The following is a 26,946-nucleotide window of genomic DNA, read 5'->3' as shown; positions in this document are numbered from 1 at the left end:
TGCTTGGTGATGTATAGGTCTTATAAACCTGTTTCTGAAAATGATTATGATTTACCTTATTTAAGAAATTTTTCACCAAGAATTGCAGCGGGGTTATTGGCTTAAATAAAGTTACAAAGGGATTATTTTTTTCATTTTAAATGTTTTATTATATATCCTAAAAGTAGCTAATTTCTATTCCACGCTGGAAAGCTAATACATTATATCCAGCAGTTTAATTAATCCTTAAAAATTATGACCGAAAAAGAACTTACAACCAAAAAACCATCTACAGCTGTAGCTATCATTAATAGAAAACTACCTAGTAGTGAAACTGCAACCTTCCCAGTTGAAATAACAATTCACTTAAGTGAATTAAAGGGAAAGTCTCCTAAAGCACTACAATGCTATGCTGAAAGTTTGGGAATCGATGATGCAAATTTACTATCTAAAGATGAGCTAATATCAGCTATTTTAAAAACAGTAGTAGGACATAATGGTACAGTTGTTGAAGAAGGAGTAATTGAAATCTTAAATGGTGGATTTGGATTTTTGAGGTCGCCAAAGAACAATTATTTATCAGGACAAGGAGATATTTATGTGTCTTTAAGTCAAATTAAACGTTGTGAATTGCGTACTGGAGATGTTGTTGAAGGGCAAATTCGAGCTCCTAAGCCTGGAGAACGCTATTTTTCTTTATTAAAAGTACTAAAAGTAAATGGCGAAGATATTAAAAAATCTATTCAGCGAGTACATTTTGATGATTTAGTAGCTTTATATCCAGAGGAAAAAATTTCTCTTGAATCGAATTTGGATCATAAAAATCTTAGTACCAGAGTTATTGAGCTAGTTGCTCCTATGGGCAAAGGTCAAAGAGCTCTTATAGTTGCTCCTCCTCGTACAGGTAAAACAATCTTATTACAAAGTATCGCACATTCTATTTCTACTAATCATCCTGAAATTTATCTTATAGTATTGCTAATAGGTGAAAGGCCTGAAGAGGTTACTGACATGATTAGATCAGTTAAAGGAGAAGTTGTAAGTTCTACCTTTGACGAACCAGCAGTACGACACACGCAATTAGCTGAAATTGTCATTGAGAAAGCAAAAAGATTAGTTGAGCAAAAAAGAGATGTAGTAATATTACTAGATTCTATCACTAGACTAGCTAGAGCATATAATACTGTTGTTCCATCTTCAGGTAAAGTACTTACTGGCGGAGTCGACGCAAATGCTTTACAAAAACCTAAAAGCTTTTTTGGAGCAGCTCGTAACATTGAAAACGGTGGTTCTTTAACTATTATTGGTACTGCATTAGTTGATACAGGATCTAGAATGGATGAAGTAATTTTCGAAGAATTTAAGGGAACAGGTAATTCAGAAATTGTATTAGATAGAAAGATAGCTGATAAAAGAGTTTTTCCTGCAATTGATATTAATAAATCTGGGACTAGAAGAGAAGATTTATTAGTTGATAAGCCTATATTAGTAAAAATGTGGATGATTAGAAAAATTATTCATTCAATGAGTGCTATAGAAGCTATTGAGTTTTTACTTAGTAAGCTTAAAAGTACTAAATCTAATAGCGAGTTCTTTGATTTGATGAATTCATAGTATTAAATTTTAAAACAGACTTAAAAAAATTAAGATTTTAGCTATCAAATGTGACTTTAATTATCTCGCTAGCAGGAGGTAAAACCTATAAGATAAGATATTTTAATAGCAGGTATATTGATTAGATTTTTCAAGATGTGTATATAAATCCTGGAAGACAAGTAATAAATTCCTGTTTCTTTGCAGATTTTATAAAGAAATTTTTATAGCCCCTTATAGCAAGGTACAAAACAATTGTTAAACAATGATTAAAAGATTCTTTGACTTAATAAATTTATTACTAATTTTAGAATGAATTTTTATAACATTACTATCTATACTATCTATGAAAAATAAATATTATATTACTACTCCCATATATTACGTTAATGATATACCCCATATTGGGCATGCATATACTAGCATTATAGCAGATGTTTATGCCAGATTTATGAGGCTCTTAGGAAAAGAAGTAATATTTTTAACTGGTACTGATGAACATGGGCAAAAAGTTGAAAAAGCAGCTAGTAGTGCAGGAATTTTGCCTCAAGAATTTGTTGATAAGATAGCATCCTCCTTTATAAAACTTAGTATTGACTTGAATTTATCAAACAATGACTTTATTAGAACAACTGAAATAAGGCACGTTAAAGCAGTACAGAAGTTTTGGAATATTCTTAATCAACGAGGGGATATATATCTTGGTAAGTATTGTGGATGGTATTCAATTAAAGATGAAGCTTTCTATTCAGAAGCCGAGCTTACTGCTGATGGTAAAGCCCCAACTGGCACTGAAGTAGAATGGGTAGAGGAATCTAGCTATTTTTTTACATTATCAAAATGGCAGCAAAAATTACTGCATTGGTATGAAAATAATGATAATATTATTAAACCTGCATTTTTCAGAAATGAAGTAATCAATTTTATTAAAAATGGTCTTACTGATCTTTCAATTTCACGTACTACATTTAAATGGGGAATAGCAGTACCTAATGATCCACTACATGTGATTTATGTTTGGCTCGATGCATTGGTAAACTATGTTTCAGCATTAGAATATGCAAGTGATAATAGCACATTAATGGCTAATTTCTGGCCAGCAAATCTTCATATAGTTGGTAAGGATATATTAAGGTTTCATGCTGTTTATTGGCCAGCATTTCTTATGTCTGCTGATTTACCTTTACCTAAAACTATTTTAGTACATGGATGGTGGACTAACGAAGGACAAAAAATTTCTAAATCTGTAGGAAATGTTATTAATCCTGTTGACCTAGTTAATAAATTTGGAGTTGATCAGGTACGTTATTTCTTATTAAAAGAAATTACAGTTGGTAAAGATGGTAATTTTAGCCAAAGTGGTTTTATCAATAGAATTAATAGTGAACTGTGCAATAAACTTGGTAATTTAGTCCATAGAACTTTATCTTTTATTTACAAATATAATAAAGCTAAAATACCACTATTAGATGAAATAAATATTATTGATCTATATAAATCTGAACCGCTGTTAATAAATACTGTTACGTTAAGTAATAGTCTTGTTAGTCTTATTAATAATGAGAACATAACTATCATTCTAAGCAAAATTATGGAAATTGTGAATCAAGCTAATATGTACTTTGATCAACAAGCTCCTTGGAAATTTAAAGATAGCAATGCTCAAAAGGTCGCAAAGATATTATATACATTAATAGAAACTATAAGAGGTATAGCAATTTTATTACAGCCTTTTATACCTGAATCAGCAAGTAAAATTTTAGATTTAATAGCTGTAGATAAAACAGAGAGAAAATTTAATTATATTGATAGTTCTTATGCTCTAAAACCAGGCAAGGTTATTTCTGAACCAATACCAATATTTGTTAAAATTGAAGAAAAAAGTAATAATATATGTTAATTGATTCTCATTGTCATTTAAATATGCTTACTGAGCAAAATACAGTAATTAAAAATGCAAAAGCTAATGGAGTTAAATATATGTTAACTGTTAGTACCAACCTAAATGAATTTCCAGAAATATGTGCTATAACTCGAAAATATTCCAATATATTTTCCTCAGTTGGAGTTCATCCGACTGAAGTGATGAACTATCCGCAAGTTAGTGCTGAGCTATTATCAGACTTAGCTCAAAACCCTACAACTATTGCTTTTGGGGAAACAGGCCTAGATTATTTTCATAATATTTCAAATGAACACAAGTTACTACAAAAAAAATCCTTTATTGAGCACATAAAGGCAGCTCATATAAGTAGACTGCCTGTGATTGTACATACTAGAGATTCTGAAAGTGATACTTATGAAATCTTATATAATGCACGTAAGAAGTATACTTTTAAAGCAGTGATCCATTGTTTTACAGCATCGCAAGATTTTGCTGTTAAAATGCTAGAACTAGGAATTTACATTTCAGTTTCTGGCATCATAACTTTTAAAAATGCAGAAAATCTAAGAAAGACTATTTATAATAATGTACCAACATCAAGCTTGTTGATAGAAACAGATTCCCCTTATCTAGCTCCAGTACCGATGCGTAGTAAACAAAATGAGCCTGCTTATTTGGTGTATATTGCAGATATGGTAAGTAAAATAAAAAATCTTTCAGTTAGCGAATTGGCTAAAATAACTACTAATAATTTTCAAGACCTATTTTTAAAAGCAGTTATAATATAATGATTGATTGTTTAATAATATTTGTGTTCATATTAAATTTGCTATTTAACTAGTATTTTAAACTGCTAATAAGGCATTTATATATGTTTTTGTTGAAGCTCAAGTAAGTCCAGATTATTCGATTGTATTAAGATTGTGAAAATTACGCTTTATCATTACTGGAAAAATATCAAAAAGAAAGAAATAAATTACCACTAGTTATATCTATGGTAGTATATCATAGAAAAAATCCATACAATTTTCCAAGAAAAGCTTATGGGAACTGTTTGATTCCCCTGAATTAGCTAAATAGTTTATGGGCTCTGAATATAAATTAACAGATTGGCAAGCAGGCCAGACACTGAAATCAAGAAAAAATCAACAGTAAGCACTAGCATATTTTATGAAATATGTACATTCAATGCTAGCCAATGGGAAAAATTTTTTGAATTATACAAAGATGCAGTCTTAATAGACTAAAAACGTGGATATATTTACATGACTTCACTTATGGTACACTGGAAATAAGGTTAGTAAAAATGAGCAAAGTAAGTTAGAACAAATACTAGCCAAGAATTTATCAAAGGAGGAGACAGAAACTCTTGTGGGAACAATTGCTGAAAAATATATTGATGAAGGCAGAGCTGAAGGTGTAGAATTTGGCAAAATAGAGACAAAAAAAAGAGCTGGCAATGAAGTTATTAAAATCTGGCTTTCCGAATGAATTTGTATCCGAAAATACTGGTTTATCAAAACAGGAAATATTGGCGCTAAAAGCTCGATTAATTAATATAACATTGTCTACTGAAAAGGCGTCAAGAGGCATATTCAATACAAAGAAGAAGAATTGTAATTCATAATTCTGGCTGTATTTTTGTTGTACCACAGCAAGGTAAAGACAAGCTTTATTTAACATTTACTTGATACTCTTAAACAAGTCCTCTTTTGATCTCTATAAACTGTTTTTTCATTCGGAGTCTACTTAGTAATCTATTTGTAAACTTTAATGCTATTGAAGACATAATTACTATATAATTGATATTATTATTAATAAATACTACATTGTAGTTAAATAACTGATCAATAATTATGCTTTTTTTAGCAATTTTTTTGTGCTAATTCATTCATAATACATCTGACTTGAAAATAGCTGAATTAGCCTTAAGTTACATGCGTTTCTAGATCATTAATTCAACTTTTGAGTTAAAAATTAGCGCTAAATTTCCTAAATTTTATTCTCCTTATATTCGACCTTTTGCATTAATTTTTTTATAATATTGACAAATTTTGCAAATTTAATACAGTTAAGGTTGAATATTAATTACAAAAATTAATAAAAGTTAACACAAGTTAATAGCAGGTTCTATAAAGTGCGAAAGTTAACAAAATTAACTTTTCTTCTTCTTTAGATTGAATATGCCTTTGAGGCCTTTTCAGTAGACAATGTTATAATACTATATATGTACCTGAAAAAAGTTTCAGGTTGACCTGAAATTTCTTTCGCGTTGGAGCGAAAATTTTTTCTGGTAAGGCTTTTCTTTGCTTTTTTCTATACTGCTGAAAATTTTTAATAAGTTTTATACATGGAGTATTACGCTATTTAAGGTTATTTTTATTGTTGTCCTATTTTCAACTTCAATAAAACCAGTGTCTCTTAATTCTACAAACATTGCTTAACCTTGCGTTGACAAACATTTAACTTATCCTCAAAAAGCTTATAACTCTCCTGTAATTCCTCTATATCTTTAATTGTAATAGATCTATAGCCTGTATACTATCAATGATAGAAGTTGTTTAGATGTTTTGCTTAAGGTTTTTCCATTATCTCCTGTTAACTTTCTCCATTCTGAGGAAATAAAATTGCCAATAAAACGATAAAAAATTATACCAATATTGCTGCTGTTATTCTTAGCAATATTACAACCATTAATTATAATATCGTATACTGTATGTTGCATTTTGTGCCTCCAAAAATACAGCTATAGCAGTGATTTTAGAATATTTTTACAAATTATTCTAAAATTTTTATTCAAAAGGTTGAATATAGGGGTCATAATCATTCTTATGCAAAACCTATTTTCATCGTCATACTGATTCTATCTGCCTTACAAGATCAATTTTGCCTATACAATGATACTTGCCATAACATATACTAAATTATATTAGAACTGAGAGAATATATGACAAAAATTACCAAAATGGAGATTGCAGAAGTAGCTTGTTCTTCCTGCTTTATATTACGATCTGGTTAAAGAAAGAAAGTAAATAATAGCAGATTTATAAAGTTTATATATAAGTTAAGAAAATTAATTTTTTTGCTTTTTGGTAGGCAATAGCTTTTTAATAAAAAAAATACTAAGTGATATTATCATCGTTAAAATTATAAAGTGCTTAATTTTTTATAATTTTATTGATATTATTTATATAGTAGATAGTAGTAGGTTAATAATAATATCAACTGCACCGCATGTAAATTATGGAGTATTTAATATGACTTTTTCTAAAATTGCTAATCAAGCAGGTTATCCATTTAAGTTAATGGAGTTACCATATTCAAAAAATTCAATGAAACAATATATATCAAGTGAAGCATTTGATTACCACTATGGTAAACACCATGCCGCATATGTTAATAATTTGAATCGATTGCTTGAACATAATACTGAAATGCAACAAAAATCTTTAGAAGATATCATCTTAACTACTTTTGATAATAAAGAAAGTGCTGCTATATTTAATAATGCAGCCCAAATTTGGAATCATAATTTTTTTTGGCATTCAATAGGTAATAACAGTATTTTTAAACCTAAAGGTGATTTTTTAAAACAAATTACCCAGGATTTTGGTAGCTATGAAGATTTTGCTGATCAGTTTCAAGCATCAGCAGTTTCTAAATTTGGTAGTGGTTGGGCTTGGTTAGTATTGGAAGATAGCAGTTAAAAATTACAACCACATCTAATGCTGAATTACCAATAATTTATAATCAAATTCCATTATTAACTTGTGATGTATGGGAACATTCTTATTATATTGATTATCGTAATAATAGAGCAAAATATTTGCAGCAGTTTATTGAACATTTAGTGAATTGGAAATTTGCTGAACAAAATTTTTTGAATTCTATGTTAAAAGTATAAAGTAAAAAAATAGATAAGAGGACTATGTGATCAGCGATGATTTTTTATTTATCCAGAATGCTGAATATATTGAGTATTTGCATCAAAAATATATTAAAGATCCATTTTCTGTAGATAATAGCTGGATTACTTTTTTCCAGAAATATAATGAGTACAAGTATCCTATTATTAATAAGCCTAATTTTTCAAATTTAGGGTTAGCTACTGATGATTTTGTAGAGGCAAATATATCTCCGTCTGAAAGTCACCATAATAAATATTTAATTCAACTAAGGCAGTTTCAAACTCAGAAATTAATTGCAGCTTACAGAGCTAATGGGCATTTATGTGCTAAGCTTGATCCTTTAGGTTTACAAAAACCAAAAACTAAGGAACAAGCACAACTTAGTTTAAATTATTTTGGATTATCAGAGTTTGATCTTGATGAAAATTTTTGTTTTTCACTGCCTAATAACTTTGTAAAAGTATCAAATTTTAGAACATTGATTAATTATTTAGAACAAATTTACTGTAATAACATTGCTGTTGAATTTAATCATATAACTGATCAAAATGAAATTGATTGGTTATATAATCAATTAGAGCAGATATCTTTAGATTTAGATAATATTGATAGAAATCTATTACTAAAAAATTTAATATCAATTACAGGGTTTGAAGAATTTTTACATACTAAATTTGTAGGTGCAAAGCGCTTTTCTAGTCAAGGAGCTGAAACTGCAGTAGCAGCAATTATTGCAGCTATTGAACAAGCAATTAGTTATGGCCTGAAAGAAGTAGTAATAGGTATGGCCCATAGAGGGAGATTGGTGACATTAGCTGAGGTAGCTAAGAAACCGCATTATGCTATAATAGCAGAATTTATAAATGATGTTCATATAAAAGAAAAAGGCCTTTCTGGAGATGTTAAATATCATATGGGATATTCTGGTATATATACAGGTAAAAATAATAATAATATTAGAATATCTCTAACTTCTAATCCTTCCCATCTTGAAGCTGTAAATTCAATAGTGGCTGGCCAAGTTAGAGCAAAGCAAGATGTATTTAATGATATAACTCGTAAAAATTTTATGGGAATTCTAATTCATGGTGATGCTGCTTTTAGTGGGCAAGGTGTTGTAGCTGAAAGTTTGCTATTATCAGCACTTAAATCTTATAGTGCTGGCGGTATATTGCACTATATTATTAGTAATCAGATAGGATTTACAGCTAATATTGATGAGATTTATCCAGGACAATATACCACTGAAGTAGCAAAGACTATTAAAGCACCTATTTTCCATGTTAATGGAGATGATCCAGAATCAGTACTAAAAGTAACATCAATTGCTATGGCTTATAGACAAAAATTTGCTAAAGATGTTGTTATAGATATAATTTGTTATCGTAAATATGGGCATAATGAAGGTGATGAACCAATGTTTACTCAAGCTACAATGTATAATGTTATTAAAAATAAGGTAAGTGTTACTGAATTGTATGCCCAAAAACTTATTGATCAGAAGTTTATACTTGAATCTGATTATAAAGACATAAGAAATAAATTTAAAAATTTTTTAAATGAACAGTTTGAGATAGCAAAAACTTGTCAACCAATTTTACCATCAAATTATAATAACAATACGTACCAAACAATTTGTTCAAAAGAGTCAGAAAATATATTAACTGGAGTAGAAGGAGATACTTTACTAGCACTTAATGAAAAATTATGCACTATTCCATCTGAGTTTATTATTCATTCACGGCTAAAGAAATTACTGAGTGATCGTTTAAATAAAGTAGCTCTCAATGAGCAAATTGATTGGGCTACAGCAGAACAATTAGCTTTTGCTAGCTTGTTAATTGAAAAAATTCCAATAAGGTTAACAGGTCAGGATGCAATAAGAGGAACTTTTTCTCATAGACATGCAGTATTATATAGTCAATTGAATCAAAGTAATTATATTCCTCTGAATAATTTATCATCAGATCAAGCATATCTGCAAATAGCTAATAGCCCACTATCTGAATATGCAGTACTAGGTTTTGAGTATGGTTATTCGCTAGTTAATTCAAAGCAATTAGTGATATGGGAAGCGCAATTTGGAGATTTTGCAAATGGAGCTCAAATAGTTTTTGATCAATTTATTAGTTCAGCTGAAACAAAATGGCAAATGCAGAGTAATATAGTTTTATTATTACCTCACGGATATGAAGGGCAGGGGCCGGAGCATAGTTCAGCTAGAATTGAAAGATATTTACAGTTAGCAGTTAATAATAATATACTGGTAGTGTATCCAACTACACCAGCGTCATTTTTTCATTTGTTGCGCAGGCAAATTATTAGCACAGATTCTAAACCATTAATAGTTATGTCTCCAAAATCATTATTAAGGCATAAATTGGTAGTATCAAAATTAGCTGATTTGGGTCCTCGAAATTATTTTCAGTTAGTGATTGATGAAGTGGATACGCTTGCAAAAGGAAAAATAAAAAGAATAATTATCTGTAGTGGTAAGTTATTTTACGAACTTTACGATTTTAGAAGTAAACATAAAATTACAGATGTTGCAATTATTAGAATTGAGCAGTATTTTCCTTTTCCAACTAAATTATTATCAGCAATTTTAGCAAAATACTCAGCATACAATGAAATTATATGGTGTCAAGAAGAGCCGCAAAATATGGGTGCTTGGACGTTTATTAAGCCTTATTTAGAAGATATTATTGATAAAGCAAAAAAACTTGTTAAGTTAAAGTATATTGGCAGAGATCAGGCTGCTGCTCCTGCAGTAGGGTATAATAATCTTCATAATCAGCAACAGCAAGAATTAATACGGTGTGCTTTTAATATAGGAGAAAATTTATAATGAAAGAAACAAATATAGTATTGCCATCTCTTGGAGAATCAGTGTCATCAGGAACTATATCTAAATGGTGTAAAAAAGAAGGTGATATAGTTGAACTAGATGAAAAAATTGCGGAAGTAGAAAGTGATAAAGTAGGGATAGATATTAATGCTAATGTACATGGCAAAATAACAAAAATTCTAAAAAATGAGGGGGATGATGTTGAAGTTGGAGAGATAATTTGTGTTATTAGCTCAGATGTTGCACAGAAAAGTGATACTAATATAGATGATAATGAAGATAAAAAAGATGTAAATCTATCACATCTGGAAACTGTCACAAATAAAAAATTATCACCTTCTGTTATTAAAATGGTTACAGAGCATAAAATCAATCTTGAAGATGTTAATGGTAGTGGAAAAAATAATAGAATTACCAAAGGAGATATTATTAATGTTATAAATAATATGAAATTAACAGATGATGTACAGACTCAACAATTGAAAACATCACAGTTAACATCTCAGATGGTATCACCATTAGCTGCAATAAAGTCTGGTAGAATGATAGAGCGTATTAGAATGACTAAGTTGAGACGTACTATTGCACAACGCTTAAAAAACTCTCAAAATAATGCTGCTATTCTTTCTACTTTTAATGAAGTGGATATGTTTAACATCACAGAATTGAGGAAAAAATATAGAGAAGAATTTGAAAAAAAGCATGGAATTAAACTTGGTTTTATGTCTTTTTTTGTTAAAGCAGCAGTTGCTGCTTTGCAAGAACTTCCAATAATTAATGCTCAAGTTGATGGTAGTGACATATTATATCATAATTACTATGATATAGGAGTAGCTGTAAGCACTAATTCAGGATTAGTAGTACCAATAATACGAAATGCAGAGCATCTTTCTTTTTCTGAAATAGAAATGGAAATTTCTCAGTTAGGTAAAAAAGCCAAAGAGGGAAATTTATCCATTAATGAACTTAGCGGAGGGACATTCTCTATTACAAATGGAGGAGTATTTGGATCATTACTATCGACGCCTATTATTAATCCACCACAATCTGCAATAATGGGAATGCATAAAATACAGGATAGGCCTGTAGTAATTAATAGTACAATACAAATTAGACCAATGATGTATATAGTTTTATCTTATGATCATAGAATTATTGATGGTAAGGAAGCAGTAACATTTTTAACAAAGGTAAAAAATTACATAGAGTCACCAGAGAGATTGCTGCTTAGTATTTAATTAATTTATGAAAGGAAGAATTAATGTTGTTGTTATAGTTTTAGTAGCTTTAATTATTACTAGCTTTTTGTTATTGATACAGGTAAAGGGGGTTGTGTTATCTAATTTTCACTAGCAGCTAGAAACTAGGTTTTAATGGTTATAAACACTAAACTTAACAGTAAGTAGAGAGAAGCATCAATAGGCTCTTTTATGTGTATTGCAAGAGCAGGCTATTTTTAACCTAAGCAATTATGGCAAGCTATTAATGCTTTAAAAGTTAAAGATTCTATAACAACTTTTAAGCAAATGTATTTTATTGTAAAAATATCTGGAGCTAATCAAGATGATTCTGCTAAGTTTGATGCTAAAATATTACGTAAAAATTTAGGAGAAGGGACAGAGTTAGATGTACAAGATATTATGGATTAAATTATTTATTTGGCTCAAAGCGCTTTTAATAGAAAAATTGGCGAAGAACGTGGTGAAATAAATGCACAAAGTTGGATGAAAAAGTATAAAAAAGAGTATTTAAAGATAGCAGAAGCTTTACAACTTATAGATCGTGAAAAAAACACCAAGCATCAAAATTATAATGCTGCTTGGATTGCTGGAGCATCTTGTATTAGTACGATATCTAGTATCATCGACTACTATTATACAATATCAAATATAATGTTAAAGTTAATGGTGAAGTAGTAATATTAACAGGAAATCGCAAATTATGGGCTAACATTGATGGTATTGTGCCTTCTGTATTAACAATTAATATTAGCGTATAAAAAAAATCTAGATTTAAATATGTTAAACATTAGTAATTTAGGTGTAGAAAGCCTTGATGAAGGCAAAAAGTATATTATTAAGTTGGCAAAAAATATCATGTAAAAATAAATTCGTTAACACCTTTTACTCAACTAGCTTAGGTGAATGTCCTTCTGGATATTTTTCAAATAGATTATATCCTAATGATAGTGGAGAGATAAAGTTGACTGAAGCCTTAACTGAAGCCTTAATGGTCTATGATTTAGTAGAGACTATTTTCAGTTCTAAAGTTATACTGTAATTGATGAAACAGTAGCTGAAGATTTGCATAGGCCTACTACAGAAAGCACTGCATGTGAAGCAACAATAAAATTTCTTGACAAAGTTAGTGATATTAATGAATATGGCAGTAAGAAGGAATTTATCATCTTGTTTCAAAGTAATAATCCATTTGTGTCAAACAGTTGCTATACAGAGATAGGTAAATGATATGGTAGATTATTATAATAAGTTACATGGAGTATTCAATAAAAATTGATGGTATAGGTTTTAGAAGACATATATAATTCATTCTGAGTTTGCAGCGTTGATATTAGAAAAATGGAAGGATGCTGCTAATATAGGTGGAAGAATATCTTTAAAGCAATCTATTAGTGATTTACAATTCCAAACTCGAGATTTTTCAAGAAAAATTCCAACTATCCCAGTTTAAATCTTAATTTAAGTGTACTAATCTTAGTAGTGACTCATGTTTATTAGAGTACTTTTACCAAAGCTAAAGTTATTTCCGCTAGAGTATAAATCAACTACATGCTTGCTCCACATTGGAGATTTAGTTGTTGTTCCTTTTCGAAATAAGCAAATTACTGGTATTGTATGGGAGATTAATATTATTCCTCAGTGCAAAAATATTAAGGAAATTATAGCCAAGCTATTTCAAATAGAGAATGTTAGACTTTCCAATCTCAAGTTCATTAATATTGCAGCAAGATATTATATGGTGGATTTAGGAACTGTAGCTAAAATGGTTTTACCTGTTGAGTTAAATGAGAAGCCATATGTTGCTCAATTACAAGATATTAACTATAGTTTATTTCAAATGTCAAACTTATCTCTAGAGCAGCAGTTAGCATTTGATACTATTAGAAAGACTACAGGTACGATTTTGCTGCAAGGTATTACTGGATCTGGAAAAACAGAGATATATTTTCATTTAATAGCTGAAGTATTACGACAAAAGGCACAGGTACTTTTATTAATGCCAGAAATTAATCTTGCCAGTCACATAGCACTTAGATTTGCTGATAGATTCAAATTTAATGCAGCTATGTGGAATTCATCTATTAGTAAAGCTTCTAAGAAAAAAATACTACGGGGAATATTAACTAATAAAATAAAGGTAGTTATTGGTACACGTAGTAGTTTATTTTTACCATATTCATCGCTTGGATTAATTATAGTAGATGAAGAACATGATCAATCCTATAAACAAGAGAATAACATAATGTATAATGCTAGAGATATGGCAGTTATGAGAGGGCATATTGCTAATATACCAGTGATTCTAGCTTCAGCAACTCCATCTCTTGAGAGTATATATAATACTTATAATAAAAAATACCGCCTTATTAAGCTTAAAAGTAGATTTGGAGATGCTACTTTACCTCATATTAATATTATTGATATGAGAAAGGAGCATTTACAAACTGGAATGTGGTTATCTAATAGTTTAAAAAATGCCATGATGCAAACTTTAAAACAGAATAAACAAATATTATTATTTTTAAATCGTAAAGGTTATGCTCCTATAATACTTTGCCGTAATTGTGGTTTTCGATTTACATGCACATCTTGTTCTTCATGTTTAGTTTTTCATAAATCTAAAAATATATTACAGTGCCATCACTGTGGTATCTTTAAAGTATTTACATCATATTGCCTTGAATGTAAGAAACAAACATTATCAGCCTATGGGCCTGGAATTGAGAGAATTGCTGAAGAAGTAAAAACTTATTTTCCTAAATATAGGATAGCTGTTGTTAGTAGAGATACTGCCACTGATGATAGTACTAACATTTTGCAAAAAATAGTCAATAGTGAAGTGGATATTATCATTGGTACACAAATGCTTACAAAAGGCTATCATTTTCCAAATCTAAACTTAGTAGGAATCATTGACGCTGATTTAGGGTATGGTGGTGATTTAAGAGCTAATGAAAAAACATATCAATTGCTTAACCAAGTAGCAGGAAGATCAGGCAGAGAAGAAGTGAAAGGGCATGTTTATATACAAACTTATTATCCTGACAGTGCTTTATTAAATTATCTGATTAATTATAAAGATGAAGATTTCATTAATTATGAGATGAACTTACGTATTAACAATAATATGCCACCAGTAACTAAATTTGTTGCTATTAGTGTAATATCTACTTTAGAACAAAATGCTCAATCAGTAGCAGAAAGTATTGTCAAAACAGCTCAACCATGTCAACATTTACGAATATTAGGGCCAGCTCCAGCTTTGTTATATAAATTGAAGAATAAATATCGTTTTAGAATATTGTTGATTTTTAATCGACAACTTAATATTCATAGTTATATTAAGGACTGGAATATTTTGTCTCTACATTCTAAAACTGTTAGCTTGAAAATAGATATTGATCCATATAATTTTTTTTAGATTTTACTAATATATGCGACATAATAAAAATTCGACAGAGACTGTGAAGGTAGCAAGATAGAGTCAAGCATTAATGAAAAAATTTTATAAAATTATTTTTTAGATAAAATGTAATATTAAATTATTGATAGTTTTTTTAATGTTAATGATCTCTTAGTATTGCATCAAATGCTTTCTCTATTGTTGAGATTATATTGCTGCTGATTTCTTTTATTATTAGTTCAGTTAAGGTTTGTTCGTTAGATTGTATTGTTACTCTAAATGCTAAGGATTTTTTATTATTATCTATTTTTTCGCCACTATAGACATCAAACACTTCAACCTTTTTTATTAAATTTTTATTAACTTCCTTAATAGAGGCTGCTATTTCTAATGCTGGTATAAATTTATCCACTATAAAGGCAAAATCTCTTTCAATATGTGGATAATTAGATAGTATGATTTGTTTTTTAGGTTGAGATTTTTTTATTTGCAATGAGTCAATATTTAGCTCTAACGCCATAACTCTATTGTTAATGTTAACATTAGCTAAAATTTCAGGGTGTATCTCACCAAAACAACCGATGCATGTGTTACTTAGCATAATACTGCCAAATCTGCCTGGATGATAGTATTGTCTAGTAGCATTAGTAATAATTTTACAGTTTTCAATATTGATCCCTAACTCAAAAAGGATATTTTCTAAGTCAGCCTTAATATCAAAAATATCCCACTCAAGAATTTGATTATGTGGGTGTATAAGTTCTTTATTGCCGCATTTTACAGCAGCTAGCACGCATTGTTCTTGTCCTATTTTTTTTTCAGAAAAAACTGGCCCTACTTCAAAAAAAGCTTGGTTTTTAATTGATCTAGCTTGATTTTTTGCGATAGACTCAAGCAAATTGGGAATAATAGTAGGTCTCATATAGTCAAGTTCCTGACTGATAGGGTTCAAGATTTTTAATTTTTCATTATAAGTACTAAAATATTTAACTATTTTACTACTAATAAATGACCAAGTAACAACTTCATTATATCCACAAGTTGCTGTAACTTTTTTGAGAGTTGATATTTTTTGTTGTTTATTAGGTAGTACTATGCATGACTGTTGATTTGATTTGATTGGTATTTCAGGTAGAAGATCATAGCCACTTACTCTTAGTAATTCCTCTACTATATCTTCTTTAATGGCAATATCAGAGCGCCACGATGGTATTTTAATTTTTAAAGTGCTAGAAGTGGCATTACAAATAGTAAATCCCAAATTAACTAAGATATTTATTATTGTTGATGTTTCTAACTTAATTCCAGTTTTTTTTTCAAATTCATTAATTGGAAACTCTAATATTTTCGCTGGTGTTATGCTTATATTATCAAATACTATAGTTTCCGATATTTCTCCGCCGCAAATTGAAGTAATTAAATTTAGTGCAATAGTATGAACTTTACTAGCTATACTATAATCAACATGTCTTTCAAAACGATGGCGTGCATCGCTTTCAATATTTAATCTTCGGCCAGTAGTTATAATTTTATTGGGTACAAAATAACCAGTTTCTAAGATTATGTTGTTAGTTTTAGAATTACAGCTGCTATTTAATCCTCCAATAATACCAGCTAATGCAATAATTTTACTACCACAACTTACAACTAAATCTTTAGGTGTTAATTTATAAGTTTGATTGTTTAATGCTGTTATATTCTCATTTGCATAAGCTGTTCTAATTTCAATTTCATTATTTAACAGCTTATCTTTATCATAAGCATGTATTGGATAACCGAAACTGTAACAAACATAATTAGTAACGTCAATGGTGGGAGAGATTGACTTAAGACCGATATTATGTAAAAAATGTTGCAGCCATAATGGACTACTACAAGCAGTATTAATGTTTTGGACTTCAGTAGCAATAAATAATGGACAAGCATCTTTAGCTGATACATGCAATTTTATATTGCTTTGAAAATGTGTATTGTGAATTTTATGAAAACTATTCTCTACTAATTTGCCTAATCCTTTTGCTTGTAGTTCTCTAGCAATGCCATAAACTCCTAAGCAGTCTCCACGATTTGGTGTGACATTAATTTGAATAACTGAATCATCATATCCAAAATCTTCTGCAAATGAGTTGCCTACAATTGCAGTATTTGGTAATTCTATTATACAATTATTATTGCTATTACTGATAAGTAATTCTTTTTCTGAGCATAACATTCCCTGACTTGTAATTCCTCGAATATTAGTTGTTTTGATGATAAAATCACCATTAGGAATTTTAGTGCCTGGTATAGCAAGAACTACCTTAAGTCCTGTTCTTGCATTTGAAGCTCCACAAACAATTTGCAATATTTTTTTTCCGGAATTAACTTCACAAATTTGTAATTTGGTAGCGTTGGGATGAGGTTTTACATCTATAATCTCAGCAATGATAAAATCTTTTAATTCAACAGACCGATCTATTATTGATTCAACCTCTAAACCTAGATTTGTTAATGCTTGAGTGATATCAGTTAAATTTGCATTGGTAGCTAAAAATTGTTTTAGCCACTTTAGTGTAAATTTCATCTGCTTAAACCATATAACATTGTATGTATATCGAAGGCTGAAAAACTATAATATTGTAACCACCTTTGATCATTTTCAAAGAATTTTCTTAAGTCTGTAATACCATACTTTAGCATTGCAAATCTCTCAATTCCTAGCCCAAAAGCTATTGCTTGATATTCGTCAGGGTCAATATTAACATTACGTAGAACATTAGGATGTATCATACCACATCCTAAAACTTCTAACCATTTATTGTTAATCGAACATTTAATATCTACTTCAGCCGAAGGTTCAGTAAATGGGAAAAAACTTGGTCTAAATATTATTTCAATATCTTTCTTCTCAAAAAACATTTTTATGAAATTAATAATTATATATTTTAGATGCCCCATATGAATATTTTTATCTACTATTATTCCATCTATTTGATGAAACATAGGTGTATGAGTTGCGTCAAAATCTGAACGGTAGACACGCCCTGGGGCAACGAGATATATTGGTGGTTTTTGTTGTTCCATAATTCGTATAGAAACATTAGAAGTATGCGTTCTTAATAGCATTTGATTGCTAGTAGCGCTGTTATTTAAATAAAACGTGTCATGCATCTGTCTCGCAGCATGATTACTTCCAATATTCAATGCGCTGAAATTATACCAATCACTTTCTATATTAGGGCCATCAAAAACTTTAAGGTTGAACATGGAAAATATGCTTAACAATTCTTCAGTAACTTGAGAAATTGGATGAATACTACCATGAAATTTTTTTCTTGAGGGCAGAGTTACATCTATTTTTTCGCTATCAAGCAATTTTATCATCTCTTGCTTTTGAATTTCAGCTAATTTTGTGGAAATTAATGTTTCAATTTCTGTTTTGACTAAACTTACTTTACTTTTGTAATCCCTTCTGTGCTCAATATCCAGTTCTGCTATATTTTTAAATTGTAAGGTAATAATGCCTGACTTTCCTAAATAGCGCAATTTAAGGTTATTTAGTGCCTTTTTTTCATTAATATTACTAATTTCTTCTCTAAATTTAGATAAAATTTGATTAAGCATAGAATGAATTAATTGAAGTTAATAAAAAAAGTTAGTCTAACTTCTTTTGATTGTCAACTGAATATAGCCAAAGAGGCAGCAATAAAAACAAACTTTACTTATACCAAAAATTAAAGCTTATGATTATTTCAATAACTAAAAGAAAAAAAGTGATAATCTTTTATTGGAACATTATTCTTTGGATTAAAGCATACAGAATAAAACAATATGGTGAGCCTGCCGGGATTCGAACCCGGGACCCCGTGATTAAAAGTCAAGTGCTCTACCAACTGAGCTACAGGCTCATATAGCTTGATATGAATTACTTCTTTACTTAATGCTATTAAGCTTGAATTAAACCTATTTTTAATAAGCTACATCATATAAACATTATAATAGTTTAAATAATTTAAGATTCTAGATAAACATTTATACACTTTCATATGCTATACTGCTCGGCAAGCATGGAATAAATTTGATATAGAGTCAAGATTTATTATGAAAATTTGTTGTATGTTAAAGATAGAATTGATATTATTACATCTAGTATTTAATATTTAAAAAAATTTAGAGTTAAGGAGTAAACAGAATAAATTCGTAAATTAAATTCAAAATGCTGAAAATATTGGGTATATTTTGAAATATTAAATTTTAAAGCTTTAGTATAATTTTCTGAAAGTGAGTATATAGTTAAGTAATGCAATGATAAACAATAAATTCATTATAGTTACATATTTAATTTTTGTATTGCTAATTTTAGGATCTTGGGGATTAAATAGTGATGTTGTAGTGTGCAAACTTGCTATAAAAGATCATGTATTTGAACCTAAAGAAATACATGCTCAGGCTAATAAAAGAATAGAATTAATAATAGAAAATTTTGATGATTCTGTGGAAGAATTTGAAAGTAAAGATTTGAAACGAGAAAAAATCATTCCTGCTCATAGCACAATTAAATTAATGTTGCCACCTCTTAAGCCAGGTAGATACAAGTTTTTTGGAGAATTTCATGAAGAAACAGCTCAAGGAGTAATTATTGTAGAGTGAAACAAGTAAAATTAAGAAAAGTATTATGGCTAAAGTGTCAGTAATAATTTTTCGAGAAATGTTAGAAATTTCTATTTTCATTAGCATTATTAGTGCTGCTACTTTAGGTATTGCGAATTCTCGAAATTATATTATTTTTGGAATTGTGATTGGTAGCATGATATCTATACTGCTTGCATTCATTTTTGCTCAAATATCACTTATGTTTGATGGGTTCGGGGCAGAGATTTTTTCTATTGCAATAATTTTTTTAACTATAGTTATGGTTGCATATACTATTGTAAAGGTTGTAAACTATAACAGTAAGCTAAAGCAATGGTTCGGTAATTTACAAAATGAGATTTGTATTGGAACTACTTCAAAATGGGCAATATCGTTAATGGTAGCTGCTACCATTATTCGTGAAGGAATTGAGATAATTCTTTTTCTTGGTAGTATCATTGCTACTGATAGAGCAGTATATGTTACTGATTATTTAATAGGTAGTATAATAGGTAGTATAGCAGCTTTGTTAATAGGATATAGTATATATAATGGTTTGATGGTAATTTCCCCGAAATATTTTTTTAAAGTGTCTTTTTGGTTATTGCTATTTATAGCTGCAGCTCTGTCATCGGAAGCTGCTGTTATTATGACCTCATCTGGTATAATCATAAGTGGTTCAGAAGTTTTATGGAATTCTGCATGGTTTATATCTGATGAAAGTTTGTTAGGTAGAGTTCTAAAAGCATTAATTGGATACACTACTACTCCAAATATGGCGCAAGTTGTATTTTATATTTCGACTTTGTTAGGGTTGTATACTCTACATTACTATTGTTCAATAAATGATTGTAATCAATATCAAGAAAAAAGGAAAAGATAAAAAATGTTAAAGATTTTATTAGAATCTGGGCCTGTAATAGTGTTTTTTATAACTTATAATATTGGTAGTGATATGGGTAAGGCAACCTTATTTATTATGATATCTACTTGTATATCACTTCTGATTAATTTTTTTATTTATAAGCAAGTTTCATTGCCGCTATTAATTTCAGGGGGAGTGTTACTTATTTCAGGTATAGCTTCAATATGGTTAAACGATTTTAAATATGTTAAAATGAAGCCAACGATATTATATATGGTTTTAGCAATAATATTATATATTGGCTATTTAAAGAAGCGTCCTCTGTTAAAACCAATGTTCTCTTCAGTATTTCAAATGGATGATCAGCATTGGTTGGTTTTTTCATTACGTTCTGCTTGCTATCTTGTTTTTATGGCAGTAATAAATGAGGTTGTATGGCGCTATTACTCGGAATCTTGTTGGGTTGCTTTTAAAGTATTTGGAGTATTTCCGTTAACTGTATTATTTTTTTTGACACAATTACCATTTTTGCTAAAACATCAAAAGAAGATTGATAAAATTTAAAACTTTTAAGATAGAATATTTTTTGAGTAGTAAAAATTATATAAAAAAGCGCAAAGTGTTGTTGTAATGCATAATGGTTCTAATATAATAGAGGGGTTAATACTTTCTTTAGCACAATTACCAGGATTGGGGCATCGTTCTGCCAGAAGGATAGTACTTTATTTAATGCAGGACAAGGAAATTAGGATAAAAAATCTTTGTAATCAATTGGGTTCTGTACTTGCTAATATTGTAGAATGTCAGTGCTGTGGGAATTTGGATGTTTTTTCTGTTTGTGGGATTTGTCAAGATTCTGCACGTGATTCGTCAATCATAGCAGTAGTTGAATCTGTGGCAGATCTTTGGGCTTTAGAGCGGAGTAGAGTTTTTAAGGGTTGGTATCATGTTTTAGGAAAGACTTTATCTGCTGTTAATGGTAATGATGCTCTTAATAGCTTAAAATTGCCTAAACTATTGAATCGTATTCATAAGCATAAAGTACAAGAAATAATTTTAGCTACTAACTCTACGATAGATGGGCAGATGACTGCTTTTTTTGTTATTGATTATCTAAAAGATGAGAATTTAAAAATATCAAAATTGGCTGCAGGAATTCCGCTAGGAGGAGAGTTAGATTATTTAGATGAGGGGACTTTATTGGCAGCTTTTAAGGCTAGGCAATCTCATGATTTATTATAGTATTAAGACTTTTTCAAATTTTGAAGGAAGTAGAAATTAAGTATATGCTATAAGTTATAAGTAATATTAGATGTTAAAAATGTGATTACTTCTATGAAATTGAAGTCTGCTATTATAGCTTACTTTTGCACTATTTTATTTTTTTTAATCATAGCCATTATAAGTATAGTATTTTTACTTATTATGTTGATTGCGATATTGTTTTCGAGAAATAATTATAAAGTAAAATATTTTATAGCTAAGTTATATGTAAAGTTTTTTGTTACTCTTTTAAGAGTAATTTGTGGATTAAGTTTTCAGGTTCAGTATGATGCTAAATTACCGTTAGGGCCAGCAGTAGTATTATCTAATCATCAGTCTTTTTGGGAAAATGCGGCAGTATTACTACTATTTCCTATGCAAAGTTGGGTAGTAAAACAAGAATTATTTAATATTCCAGTATTTGGCTGGGGGTTGAAGTTAATGGATCCAGTTCATGTTAATCGGAATGATTTTTGGTCAGTAAAAAAAATATTAACTATTGGTCAGCAAAAGATTAAAAATGGTTTATGGATGATAATGTTTCCTGAGTCAAGTCGAATACCAACAAATATAGATAAAAGATTTAAGCCTAGTGGAGTGAAATTAGCTAGCTTAGCTAAAGCACCGATTGTGTTAATGGCGCATAATGCTGGAGTATTTTGGCCTGCAAGAACTTTATTGATTAGGCCAGGAATAATAAAAGTTATATTAGGTCCTGTAATAGAATATAATGATTATAGAATGCTTTCTATTCGAGAATTGAATAATTTAGTCGAGTTTTTAATTACTAAGCGAAAAAAACTTTTATTGAATAATGTTGATAATTAATAAAGAATTGTATATTAATCAATAATAATGCAAAAATTAATTCTTGCAATTGGAGTAAATATTTTGTATTTGTATTAAGTTGAATTTTTCTAAACAATGGTATTTATATACAATAAATATGGAAAACATTATAGTTAATTAGGAATTAAAAATATTATGGCAGAAGCATATTGTAGGGATAAGCCACATTGTAATATAGGGACAATAGGGCATGTTGATCATGGTAAAACATCGCTATCAGCAGCGATAAGCATGGTAGCATCAGAACTTAGTAATGGGGCTATAAAAGTAAAAGGATATGGTGAGATTGATTCAGCTCCAGAAGAGAAAGCTAGGGGGATTACAATACAAACAGCACATGTAGAGTTTATAAGTAAGAAAAGGCATTATGCTCTTGTAGATTGTCCTGGGCATGTGGATTACATTAAAAATATGATTACAGGTGCTTCTCAAACCGATGGTTTGATATTAGTTGTATCTGGTGTTGATGGTGTTATGCCGCAAACAAGAGAGCATGTATTATTAGCAAAACAGGTTGGAGTACCAAGTATTTTAGTATGTATAAATAAGATAGATCAAGCTGATCCAGAGTTGTTGGAATTGATTGAGATGGAAGTAAGGGAGTTATTAACTAAATATGGTTTTCCTGGTGATACTACGCCTATAGTTAGATGTTCAGCTTTAAAAGCATTAAATGGTGATGCAGAGGCTAAAAAAGGTATATTAGAGCTAATGGATGCTATAGATGATTATATACCACAGCCTGCTAGAGTTTTGGATCAGCCTTTCTTAATGCCAATAGAGGATGTATTTTCAATATTAGGGCGTGGAACAGTAGTAACAGGTAGAATTGAAAGAGGTGTTATAAAAGTTGGAGATGAAATAGAAATAGTAGGATTGCGAAGTACACAAAAGACAATATGTACTGGAGTTGAGATGTTTAAGAAGGAATTGGATCAGGGACAAGCTGGAGATAATGTAGGAATATTATTACGTGGAATAAAGCGTGAAGATGTAGAAAGAGGGCAGGTTTTAGCGAAACCAGGCACTATTACTCCGCACGATAGTTTTGAGGCTGAAGTTTATGTATTAACAAAAGAAGAAGGGGGAAGGCATACTCCATTTTTTCAGAATTACAGGCCTCAGTTTTATTGTAGAACAACAGATGTAACTGGAGAAATAACATTATTATCTGGAAAAGAGATGGTAATGCCAGGTGATCATGCAACATTAAGTATTAATTTAGTAGCTCCAATTGCTATGGATCAAGGGTTATCTTTTGCTATTCGCGAAGGTGGTAAAACTATTGGTGCAGGTAAAGTTTCTAAAATTATAAAATAGTTTGCTTGTTTTATAAAAAGGAAAAAATACTCGATATGTTTTTATCTTTTATGTGTGCAATATATAATTTGTTATTGTGCTTTATATGTGATTAGGAGTGTAGCTTAATGGTAGAGCACCGGTCTCCAAAACCGGGTGTTGCGGGTTCAAGTCCTGCCTCTCCTGCCAGCTTTATATAACAATTTTATGAAATAAACTCAATAGGTATAGTGTTGAAAAATGAGAAAAATAATTGAGTTTTATAGACAAGTTAAAAATGAAGCTATGAGAGTAATATGGGTAGATATTAGGGAAGTTTGTATATCTACATTAGTAATTTTAATATCTATAGCTTTTTTTAGTGTATTATGTTTAATTCTTGATTATAGTATTTATAATATTGTACAGCTATTTCTTAATATAGGAAAATAAAATTTTGGTTACTATAAAAAGTTGTTGGATAAGGTAGAAATTGTGGCATATCAATGGTATATAATTCGTACATCAGGTTCCGAGAGTAATGTTAAGCAAATTATTTTAGATAAAGCTGCTAAGAAAGGAATTAGTCATTGTTTTGAAGAAATAATTATACCTGGTATACAGGTAGTAAAAATGAAAAGAGGGAAAGTTATTAATGTTAATAAAAAGATGATGCCAGGTTATATTCTAATTAAAATGGATATGATTGATCAAGTGAAAGATTTTATACAGAAAGTAGTAAAATTAAATCGTTTTCCTGGCAGTGAAAGTAAGATAGTACCAATTGCTGAAAAAGAAGTGCATGAAATGATAGCGCAATTAGGTAATAAAGCGCAAGATTTTTCTTTTGCAGAAAGGTATCAAGTTGGAGAAGAAGTAAAGGTTAATGATGGCCCTTTTGAGACTTTTATTGGTCGAATTGAAGAAATTGATTATGTAAAGAAAATTTTAAAGCTTTCAATTAGTATTTTTCAGCGTTCTACTGAGTTAACTGTAGATTTCTCTCAAGTAGAAAAAGTAAAAGATGACTAAAAAGTTACTGTATTGAAATGCTTATTATTTATGATCATATATAGTGAATTAAGTTAATAAAAATGAAAAAAAAAGCAATTAGTAAAGTCGTAGCTTTAATAAAACTTATTATACCAGCTGGTAAAGCTAATCCTTCTCCACCTATAGGCCCAGCTTTAGGGCAAAGAGGATTAAACATTATGGATTTTTGCAAAGCTTTTAATGCTGATACTCAATCAATGGAGCCTGGTATTCCAGTTCCGGTAGAAATTACTGCTTATGAAAATAAAAGTTTTACTTATATTATTAAAATTTCACCAGTATCTTATTATTTAAAAAAATATGCTAATATTGATAAGGGCTCTGCTGCACCTAAGAAAGATCCTTATATTGCTAAAATTACTATGTCGAAATGTGAAGAAATTGCCAAAATAAAAATGAAAGATCTTAATGCTAATAGTTTAATAACAGCAATTAAAATCATAAAAGGATCAGCTGAATCTATGGGTTTAGAAGTAGTGGAGGATTAGAAAATGTTGAATATAAATACTAATAAAATGATTAAAGAAGATTATGCTTATAGTAAAAATACTAAGCTAGCTAAATCGAAAATTGATAAAAATAAGTACTATGATTTATATGAAGCTTGCTCTATTATTAAGGAAATAGCATTTGCTAAATTTAACGAAACTATAGATATTGCAGTAAAATTAGGAGTTAATCCTAGTCATTCTAATCAGATAGTGCGTGGAATAGCTGCAATGCCATCTGGTACCGGGAAAATAGTAAAAATTGCAGTTATCTGTCAAGAGGAAAAAATTGATGAGTTCAAAACTACAGGAGCTGATATTGTTAGTTCTTTTAATCTTATTGAACAAATTAAATTAGGTAATATCGATTATGATGTTTATATTGCAACTCCTGCTATGATGGTTGCAGTTAGTCAAGTTGCGAGAATTTTAGGGCCTAAGGGATTAATGCCTAATCCTAAGTTAGGTACTGTTACTAATGATATTGCTACAGTTGTAAAAAAAATTAAGAGCGGTCAAGTAGAATTCAAAGTTGATAAGGGTAGTAATATTCATGCTGGAATTGGTAAAGTTTCATTTTCTATTGATGAAATAATAGCTAATGTGAATGCATTAGTTACAGCAATAATAAAAAGCAAACCTTCTGAAGCAAAAGGAGTTTATTTGAAAGGCATCTATTTATCTACAACTATGGGTCCTTCTATTAAATTAGATACTTCTAGTTTTGTTGAAGAAAGTAATAGTAGGAGATAGTTAAATGTTATATTCTAAAAAGAAGGAAGCTGTTAAATTTTTAGAAGAACTGTATAAAAATGTTAATATAATTGTTGTTTTGCATTACCATGGGTTGACTGTGGCTCAGCTAACTCAAATACGTAAAGATTTACGTGTGACTGGTGCTAAACTAAAAATTATTAAAAATACTCTTGCAAAAATTGCAGTAAAAAATTTAAATATAAAGCAAGTTGATATGTTTTCTGGACCAGTAGCTATAGCTTATTCTAAAGAATATATTACTGTTCCTAAAGTTATTTTTAAGTTTACTAATCAGTATCCAAATTTGAAAATAATAGGTGGTTTTGTTGATCAAAAAGTTGCTACAATAGATAATATAAAACAATTAGCTAGTTTTGCTACATCTGAATCTCACAAAATTAATTTTGTAAATTTGCTGCAGTTACCAATAAGAAGATTTGTAGTAGTTTCGCAGTCTTCATTGGTAAAGTTAGTAACTGTACTGAAAAATTATGTAAATAAATCTTAATATTTATCAAGGTAAAAATTATGTCAAAAACTGTATCTGAGAATGTAAAGAAAGCTGTTGATATATTATCAACTTTTTCTGTGATTGAATTATTAGAATTAACAAAAATTCTTGAAGAAGAATGGGGCGTATCATCTATTCCTAGTGGTGTTGCAGTGGCTGCTGCTCCTGCAGTTACTCAAGAAGCTGTAGAAGAAAAAAGTGAGTTTGATGTTATACTTACAGCTATCCCAGAGAAAAAAGTTGATGTTATTAAGATAGTAAAAAATATTACTGGGCTTGCATTAAAGGAAGCTAAAGAAATGGTGGATAGTGCTCCGAAAATTATAAAAGCATCTGTTAGTAAAACAGAAGCTGAAGATATTAAGTCTCAATTAGAGAATGTTGGAGCTAAAGTAGAGTTAAAATAGAATAGAAA

The 26,946-nt window shown here is 29.7% G+C and carries 25 protein-coding genes, 2 tRNA genes and 2 pseudogenes; 25 read left to right on the top strand and 4 right to left on the bottom strand.

The annotated features are described in order from the left end of the window. Window positions 1-234 precede the first annotated feature (234 nt). The 4 genes and pseudogenes from rho to OCHUTO_RS06980 all read left to right on the top strand — a co-directional run. Window positions 235-1,593 (top strand): transcription termination factor Rho, encoded by a 1,359-nt coding sequence (gene rho / locus OCHUTO_RS00190; RefSeq protein ID WP_084215292.1) that lies wholly within the window; start codon window positions 235-237, stop codon window positions 1,591-1,593. A gap of 325 nt (window positions 1,594-1,918) precedes the next feature. Then, window positions 1,919-3,472, top strand: coding sequence for a methionine--tRNA ligase (gene metG, locus OCHUTO_RS00185; protein ID WP_045796878.1), 1,554 nt, complete (start codon window positions 1,919-1,921; stop codon window positions 3,470-3,472). Then, a complete protein-coding gene (locus tag OCHUTO_RS00180) occupies window positions 3,466-4,245 on the top strand; it encodes a TatD family hydrolase (protein WP_045796877.1) in 780 nt (259 codons plus the stop codon). The genes metG and OCHUTO_RS00180 overlap by 7 nt, the downstream gene beginning before the upstream one ends. A 155-nt stretch (window positions 4,246-4,400) precedes the next feature. After that, window positions 4,401-4,529: pseudogene (locus OCHUTO_RS06980) on the top strand (Rpn family recombination-promoting nuclease/putative transposase); the annotation flags it as partial. 1,455 nt (window positions 4,530-5,984) lie between these two features. Here the strand turns inward: OCHUTO_RS06980 and OCHUTO_RS06130 are convergent. Further along, window positions 5,985-6,182, bottom strand: a complete 198-nt coding sequence (locus OCHUTO_RS06130) for a hypothetical protein (RefSeq protein WP_045796876.1) — start codon at window positions 6,180-6,182, stop codon at window positions 5,985-5,987. Window positions 6,183-6,714: 532 nt separating this feature from the next. Here OCHUTO_RS06130 and OCHUTO_RS00170 point away from each other — a divergent pair. The 8 genes and pseudogenes from OCHUTO_RS00170 to OCHUTO_RS00150 all read left to right on the top strand — a co-directional run bounded on the left by OCHUTO_RS00170 (window position 6,715) and on the right by OCHUTO_RS00150 (window position 14,875). Continuing rightward, window positions 6,715-7,361, top strand: a pseudogene (locus OCHUTO_RS00170) (superoxide dismutase). Window positions 7,362-7,387: 26 nt separating this feature from the next. Beyond that, complete coding sequence (locus OCHUTO_RS00165; RefSeq protein ID WP_045796875.1) at window positions 7,388-10,213, top strand: 2-oxoglutarate dehydrogenase E1 component; 2,826 nt, start codon at window positions 7,388-7,390, stop codon at window positions 10,211-10,213. Beyond that, window positions 10,213-11,451 carry a 2-oxoglutarate dehydrogenase complex dihydrolipoyllysine-residue succinyltransferase gene (gene odhB, locus OCHUTO_RS00160; protein ID WP_045796874.1) on the top strand — a complete coding sequence of 413 codons (1,239 nt, stop codon included), beginning with the start codon at window positions 10,213-10,215 and terminating at the stop codon, window positions 11,449-11,451. The genes OCHUTO_RS00165 and odhB overlap by 1 nt, the downstream gene beginning before the upstream one ends. 288 nt (window positions 11,452-11,739) lie before the next feature. Then, window positions 11,740-11,862, top strand: a complete 123-nt coding sequence (locus OCHUTO_RS06735; RefSeq protein ID WP_269745465.1) for a hypothetical protein — start codon at window positions 11,740-11,742, stop codon at window positions 11,860-11,862. 9 nt (window positions 11,863-11,871) lie between these two features. Next, window positions 11,872-12,129 carry a hypothetical protein gene (locus OCHUTO_RS06125; RefSeq protein WP_052694594.1) on the top strand — a complete coding sequence of 86 codons (258 nt, stop codon included), beginning with the start codon at window positions 11,872-11,874 and terminating at the stop codon, window positions 12,127-12,129. A 139-nt stretch (window positions 12,130-12,268) separates the two neighbouring features. Next, window positions 12,269-12,493: a hypothetical protein gene (locus OCHUTO_RS06120; RefSeq protein WP_052694593.1), complete on the top strand. Its 225-nt coding sequence runs from the start codon at window positions 12,269-12,271 to the stop codon at window positions 12,491-12,493. Between the two features lie 23 nt (window positions 12,494-12,516). Continuing rightward, window positions 12,517-12,681: a hypothetical protein gene (locus OCHUTO_RS06115; RefSeq protein ID WP_232296880.1), complete on the top strand. Its 165-nt coding sequence runs from the start codon at window positions 12,517-12,519 to the stop codon at window positions 12,679-12,681. Window positions 12,682-12,940: 259 nt separating this feature from the next. Next, window positions 12,941-14,875, top strand: a complete 1,935-nt coding sequence (locus OCHUTO_RS00150) for a primosomal protein N' (protein WP_045796873.1) — start codon at window positions 12,941-12,943, stop codon at window positions 14,873-14,875. A gap of 142 nt (window positions 14,876-15,017) precedes the next feature. Here the strand turns inward: OCHUTO_RS00150 and pheT are convergent, their stop codons facing one another. The 3 genes from pheT to OCHUTO_RS00135 all read right to left on the bottom strand — a co-directional run bounded on the left by pheT (window position 15,018) and on the right by OCHUTO_RS00135 (window position 18,744). Next, complete coding sequence (pheT, locus tag OCHUTO_RS00145) at window positions 15,018-17,420, bottom strand: phenylalanine--tRNA ligase subunit beta (protein ID WP_045796872.1); 2,403 nt, start codon at window positions 17,418-17,420, stop codon at window positions 15,018-15,020. Then, window positions 17,417-18,460 carry a phenylalanine--tRNA ligase subunit alpha gene (gene pheS / locus OCHUTO_RS00140; RefSeq protein ID WP_045796871.1) on the bottom strand — a complete coding sequence of 348 codons (1,044 nt, stop codon included), beginning with the start codon at window positions 18,458-18,460 and terminating at the stop codon, window positions 17,417-17,419. Before pheS ends, pheT begins: the two co-directional genes overlap by 4 nt. Window positions 18,461-18,668: 208 nt before the next feature. Beyond that, window positions 18,669-18,744 (bottom strand) — tRNA-Lys (locus OCHUTO_RS00135). Window positions 18,745-19,141: 397 nt separating this feature from the next. On the opposite strand from OCHUTO_RS00135, the gene OCHUTO_RS00130 reads away from it, so the two are divergent. The 13 genes from OCHUTO_RS00130 (at window position 19,142) to rplL (ending at window position 26,938) form a co-directional block, all read left to right on the top strand. Further along, the gene (locus OCHUTO_RS00130) at window positions 19,142-19,486 is read left to right on the top strand and encodes a cupredoxin domain-containing protein (RefSeq protein WP_045796870.1); all 345 of its coding nucleotides are present in this window, start codon (window positions 19,142-19,144) and stop codon (window positions 19,484-19,486) included. 25 nt (window positions 19,487-19,511) lie between these two features. After that, window positions 19,512-20,351 carry an FTR1 family iron permease gene (locus OCHUTO_RS00125; RefSeq protein WP_045796869.1) on the top strand — a complete coding sequence of 280 codons (840 nt, stop codon included), beginning with the start codon at window positions 19,512-19,514 and terminating at the stop codon, window positions 20,349-20,351. Between the two features lie 3 nt (window positions 20,352-20,354). After that, a complete protein-coding gene (locus OCHUTO_RS00120; RefSeq protein WP_045796868.1) occupies window positions 20,355-20,897 on the top strand; it encodes a septation protein A in 543 nt (180 codons plus the stop codon). 66 nt (window positions 20,898-20,963) lie between these two features. Further along, on the top strand, window positions 20,964-21,575 hold the full coding sequence (gene recR / locus OCHUTO_RS00115; RefSeq protein ID WP_045796867.1) for a recombination mediator RecR: 612 nt from the start codon (window positions 20,964-20,966) through the stop codon (window positions 21,573-21,575). 93 nt (window positions 21,576-21,668) lie between these two features. Beyond that, window positions 21,669-22,424 carry a lysophospholipid acyltransferase family protein gene (locus OCHUTO_RS00110; protein ID WP_045796866.1) on the top strand — a complete coding sequence of 252 codons (756 nt, stop codon included), beginning with the start codon at window positions 21,669-21,671 and terminating at the stop codon, window positions 22,422-22,424. A 156-nt stretch (window positions 22,425-22,580) separates the two neighbouring features. Further along, complete coding sequence (gene tuf, locus OCHUTO_RS00105) at window positions 22,581-23,765, top strand: elongation factor Tu (protein WP_045796865.1); 1,185 nt, start codon at window positions 22,581-22,583, stop codon at window positions 23,763-23,765. A 93-nt stretch (window positions 23,766-23,858) separates the two neighbouring features. Beyond that, window positions 23,859-23,933 (top strand) — tRNA-Trp (locus OCHUTO_RS00100). A gap of 51 nt (window positions 23,934-23,984) precedes the next feature. Continuing rightward, a complete protein-coding gene (secE, locus tag OCHUTO_RS00095; RefSeq protein WP_045796864.1) occupies window positions 23,985-24,176 on the top strand; it encodes a preprotein translocase subunit SecE in 192 nt (63 codons plus the stop codon). 42 nt (window positions 24,177-24,218) lie between these two features. After that, window positions 24,219-24,755, top strand: coding sequence for a transcription termination/antitermination protein NusG (nusG, locus tag OCHUTO_RS00090; protein ID WP_045796863.1), 537 nt, complete (start codon window positions 24,219-24,221; stop codon window positions 24,753-24,755). 62 nt (window positions 24,756-24,817) lie between these two features. Then, the gene (gene rplK, locus OCHUTO_RS00085; protein ID WP_045796862.1) at window positions 24,818-25,264 is read left to right on the top strand and encodes a 50S ribosomal protein L11; all 447 of its coding nucleotides are present in this window, start codon (window positions 24,818-24,820) and stop codon (window positions 25,262-25,264) included. Window positions 25,265-25,267: 3 nt separating this feature from the next. Continuing rightward, window positions 25,268-26,017, top strand: coding sequence for a 50S ribosomal protein L1 (gene rplA / locus OCHUTO_RS00080; RefSeq protein ID WP_084215290.1), 750 nt, complete (start codon window positions 25,268-25,270; stop codon window positions 26,015-26,017). 4 nt (window positions 26,018-26,021) lie between these two features. Beyond that, complete coding sequence (gene rplJ, locus OCHUTO_RS00075; protein ID WP_045796861.1) at window positions 26,022-26,528, top strand: 50S ribosomal protein L10; 507 nt, start codon at window positions 26,022-26,024, stop codon at window positions 26,526-26,528. 20 nt (window positions 26,529-26,548) lie between these two features. Beyond that, window positions 26,549-26,938: a 50S ribosomal protein L7/L12 gene (rplL, locus tag OCHUTO_RS00070; protein WP_045796860.1), complete on the top strand. Its 390-nt coding sequence runs from the start codon at window positions 26,549-26,551 to the stop codon at window positions 26,936-26,938. The last annotated feature ends 8 nt before the right edge of the window (window positions 26,939-26,946 follow it).

The organism is Orientia chuto str. Dubai (assembly GCF_000964595.1).
Lineage (GTDB): Bacteria > Pseudomonadota > Alphaproteobacteria > Rickettsiales > Rickettsiaceae > Orientia > Orientia mediorientalis.
Note: the sequence above shows the minus strand (reverse complement) of the source record. Positions and strands in the feature narration are given on the sequence as shown.

Coding starts and splice junctions, on each gene's coding strand:
- metG (WP_045796878.1), top strand. CDS start 1,919: ATGAAAAATAAATATTATATTACTACTCCCATATATTACGTTAATGAT.
- OCHUTO_RS06120 (WP_052694593.1), top strand. CDS start 12,269: ATGAAGGCAAAAAGTATATTATTAAGTTGGCAAAAAATATCATGTAAA.
- rplA (WP_084215290.1), top strand. CDS start 25,268: ATGTTGAATATAAATACTAATAAAATGATTAAAGAAGATTATGCTTAT.
- OCHUTO_RS00120 (WP_045796868.1), top strand. CDS start 20,355: ATGTTAAAGATTTTATTAGAATCTGGGCCTGTAATAGTGTTTTTTATA.
- rho (WP_084215292.1), top strand. CDS start 235: ATGACCGAAAAAGAACTTACAACCAAAAAACCATCTACAGCTGTAGCT.
- OCHUTO_RS06735 (WP_269745465.1), top strand. CDS start 11,740: ATGTATTTTATTGTAAAAATATCTGGAGCTAATCAAGATGATTCTGCT.
- pheS (WP_045796871.1), bottom strand. CDS start 18,460: ATGCTTAATCAAATTTTATCTAAATTTAGAGAAGAAATTAGTAATATT.
- rplL (WP_045796860.1), top strand. CDS start 26,549: ATGTCAAAAACTGTATCTGAGAATGTAAAGAAAGCTGTTGATATATTA.
- OCHUTO_RS00150 (WP_045796873.1), top strand. CDS start 12,941: ATGTTTATTAGAGTACTTTTACCAAAGCTAAAGTTATTTCCGCTAGAG.
- rplJ (WP_045796861.1), top strand. CDS start 26,022: ATGTTATATTCTAAAAAGAAGGAAGCTGTTAAATTTTTAGAAGAACTG.
- odhB (WP_045796874.1), top strand. CDS start 10,213: ATGAAAGAAACAAATATAGTATTGCCATCTCTTGGAGAATCAGTGTCA.
- recR (WP_045796867.1), top strand. CDS start 20,964: ATGCATAATGGTTCTAATATAATAGAGGGGTTAATACTTTCTTTAGCA.
- secE (WP_045796864.1), top strand. CDS start 23,985: ATGAGAAAAATAATTGAGTTTTATAGACAAGTTAAAAATGAAGCTATG.
- tuf (WP_045796865.1), top strand. CDS start 22,581: ATGGCAGAAGCATATTGTAGGGATAAGCCACATTGTAATATAGGGACA.
- OCHUTO_RS00180 (WP_045796877.1), top strand. CDS start 3,466: ATGTTAATTGATTCTCATTGTCATTTAAATATGCTTACTGAGCAAAAT.
- OCHUTO_RS06130 (WP_045796876.1), bottom strand. CDS start 6,182: ATGCAACATACAGTATACGATATTATAATTAATGGTTGTAATATTGCT.
- OCHUTO_RS00125 (WP_045796869.1), top strand. CDS start 19,512: ATGGCTAAAGTGTCAGTAATAATTTTTCGAGAAATGTTAGAAATTTCT.
- OCHUTO_RS00130 (WP_045796870.1), top strand. CDS start 19,142: ATGATAAACAATAAATTCATTATAGTTACATATTTAATTTTTGTATTG.
- rplK (WP_045796862.1), top strand. CDS start 24,818: ATGAAAAAAAAAGCAATTAGTAAAGTCGTAGCTTTAATAAAACTTATT.
- OCHUTO_RS00110 (WP_045796866.1), top strand. CDS start 21,669: ATGAAATTGAAGTCTGCTATTATAGCTTACTTTTGCACTATTTTATTT.
- pheT (WP_045796872.1), bottom strand. CDS start 17,420: ATGAAATTTACACTAAAGTGGCTAAAACAATTTTTAGCTACCAATGCA.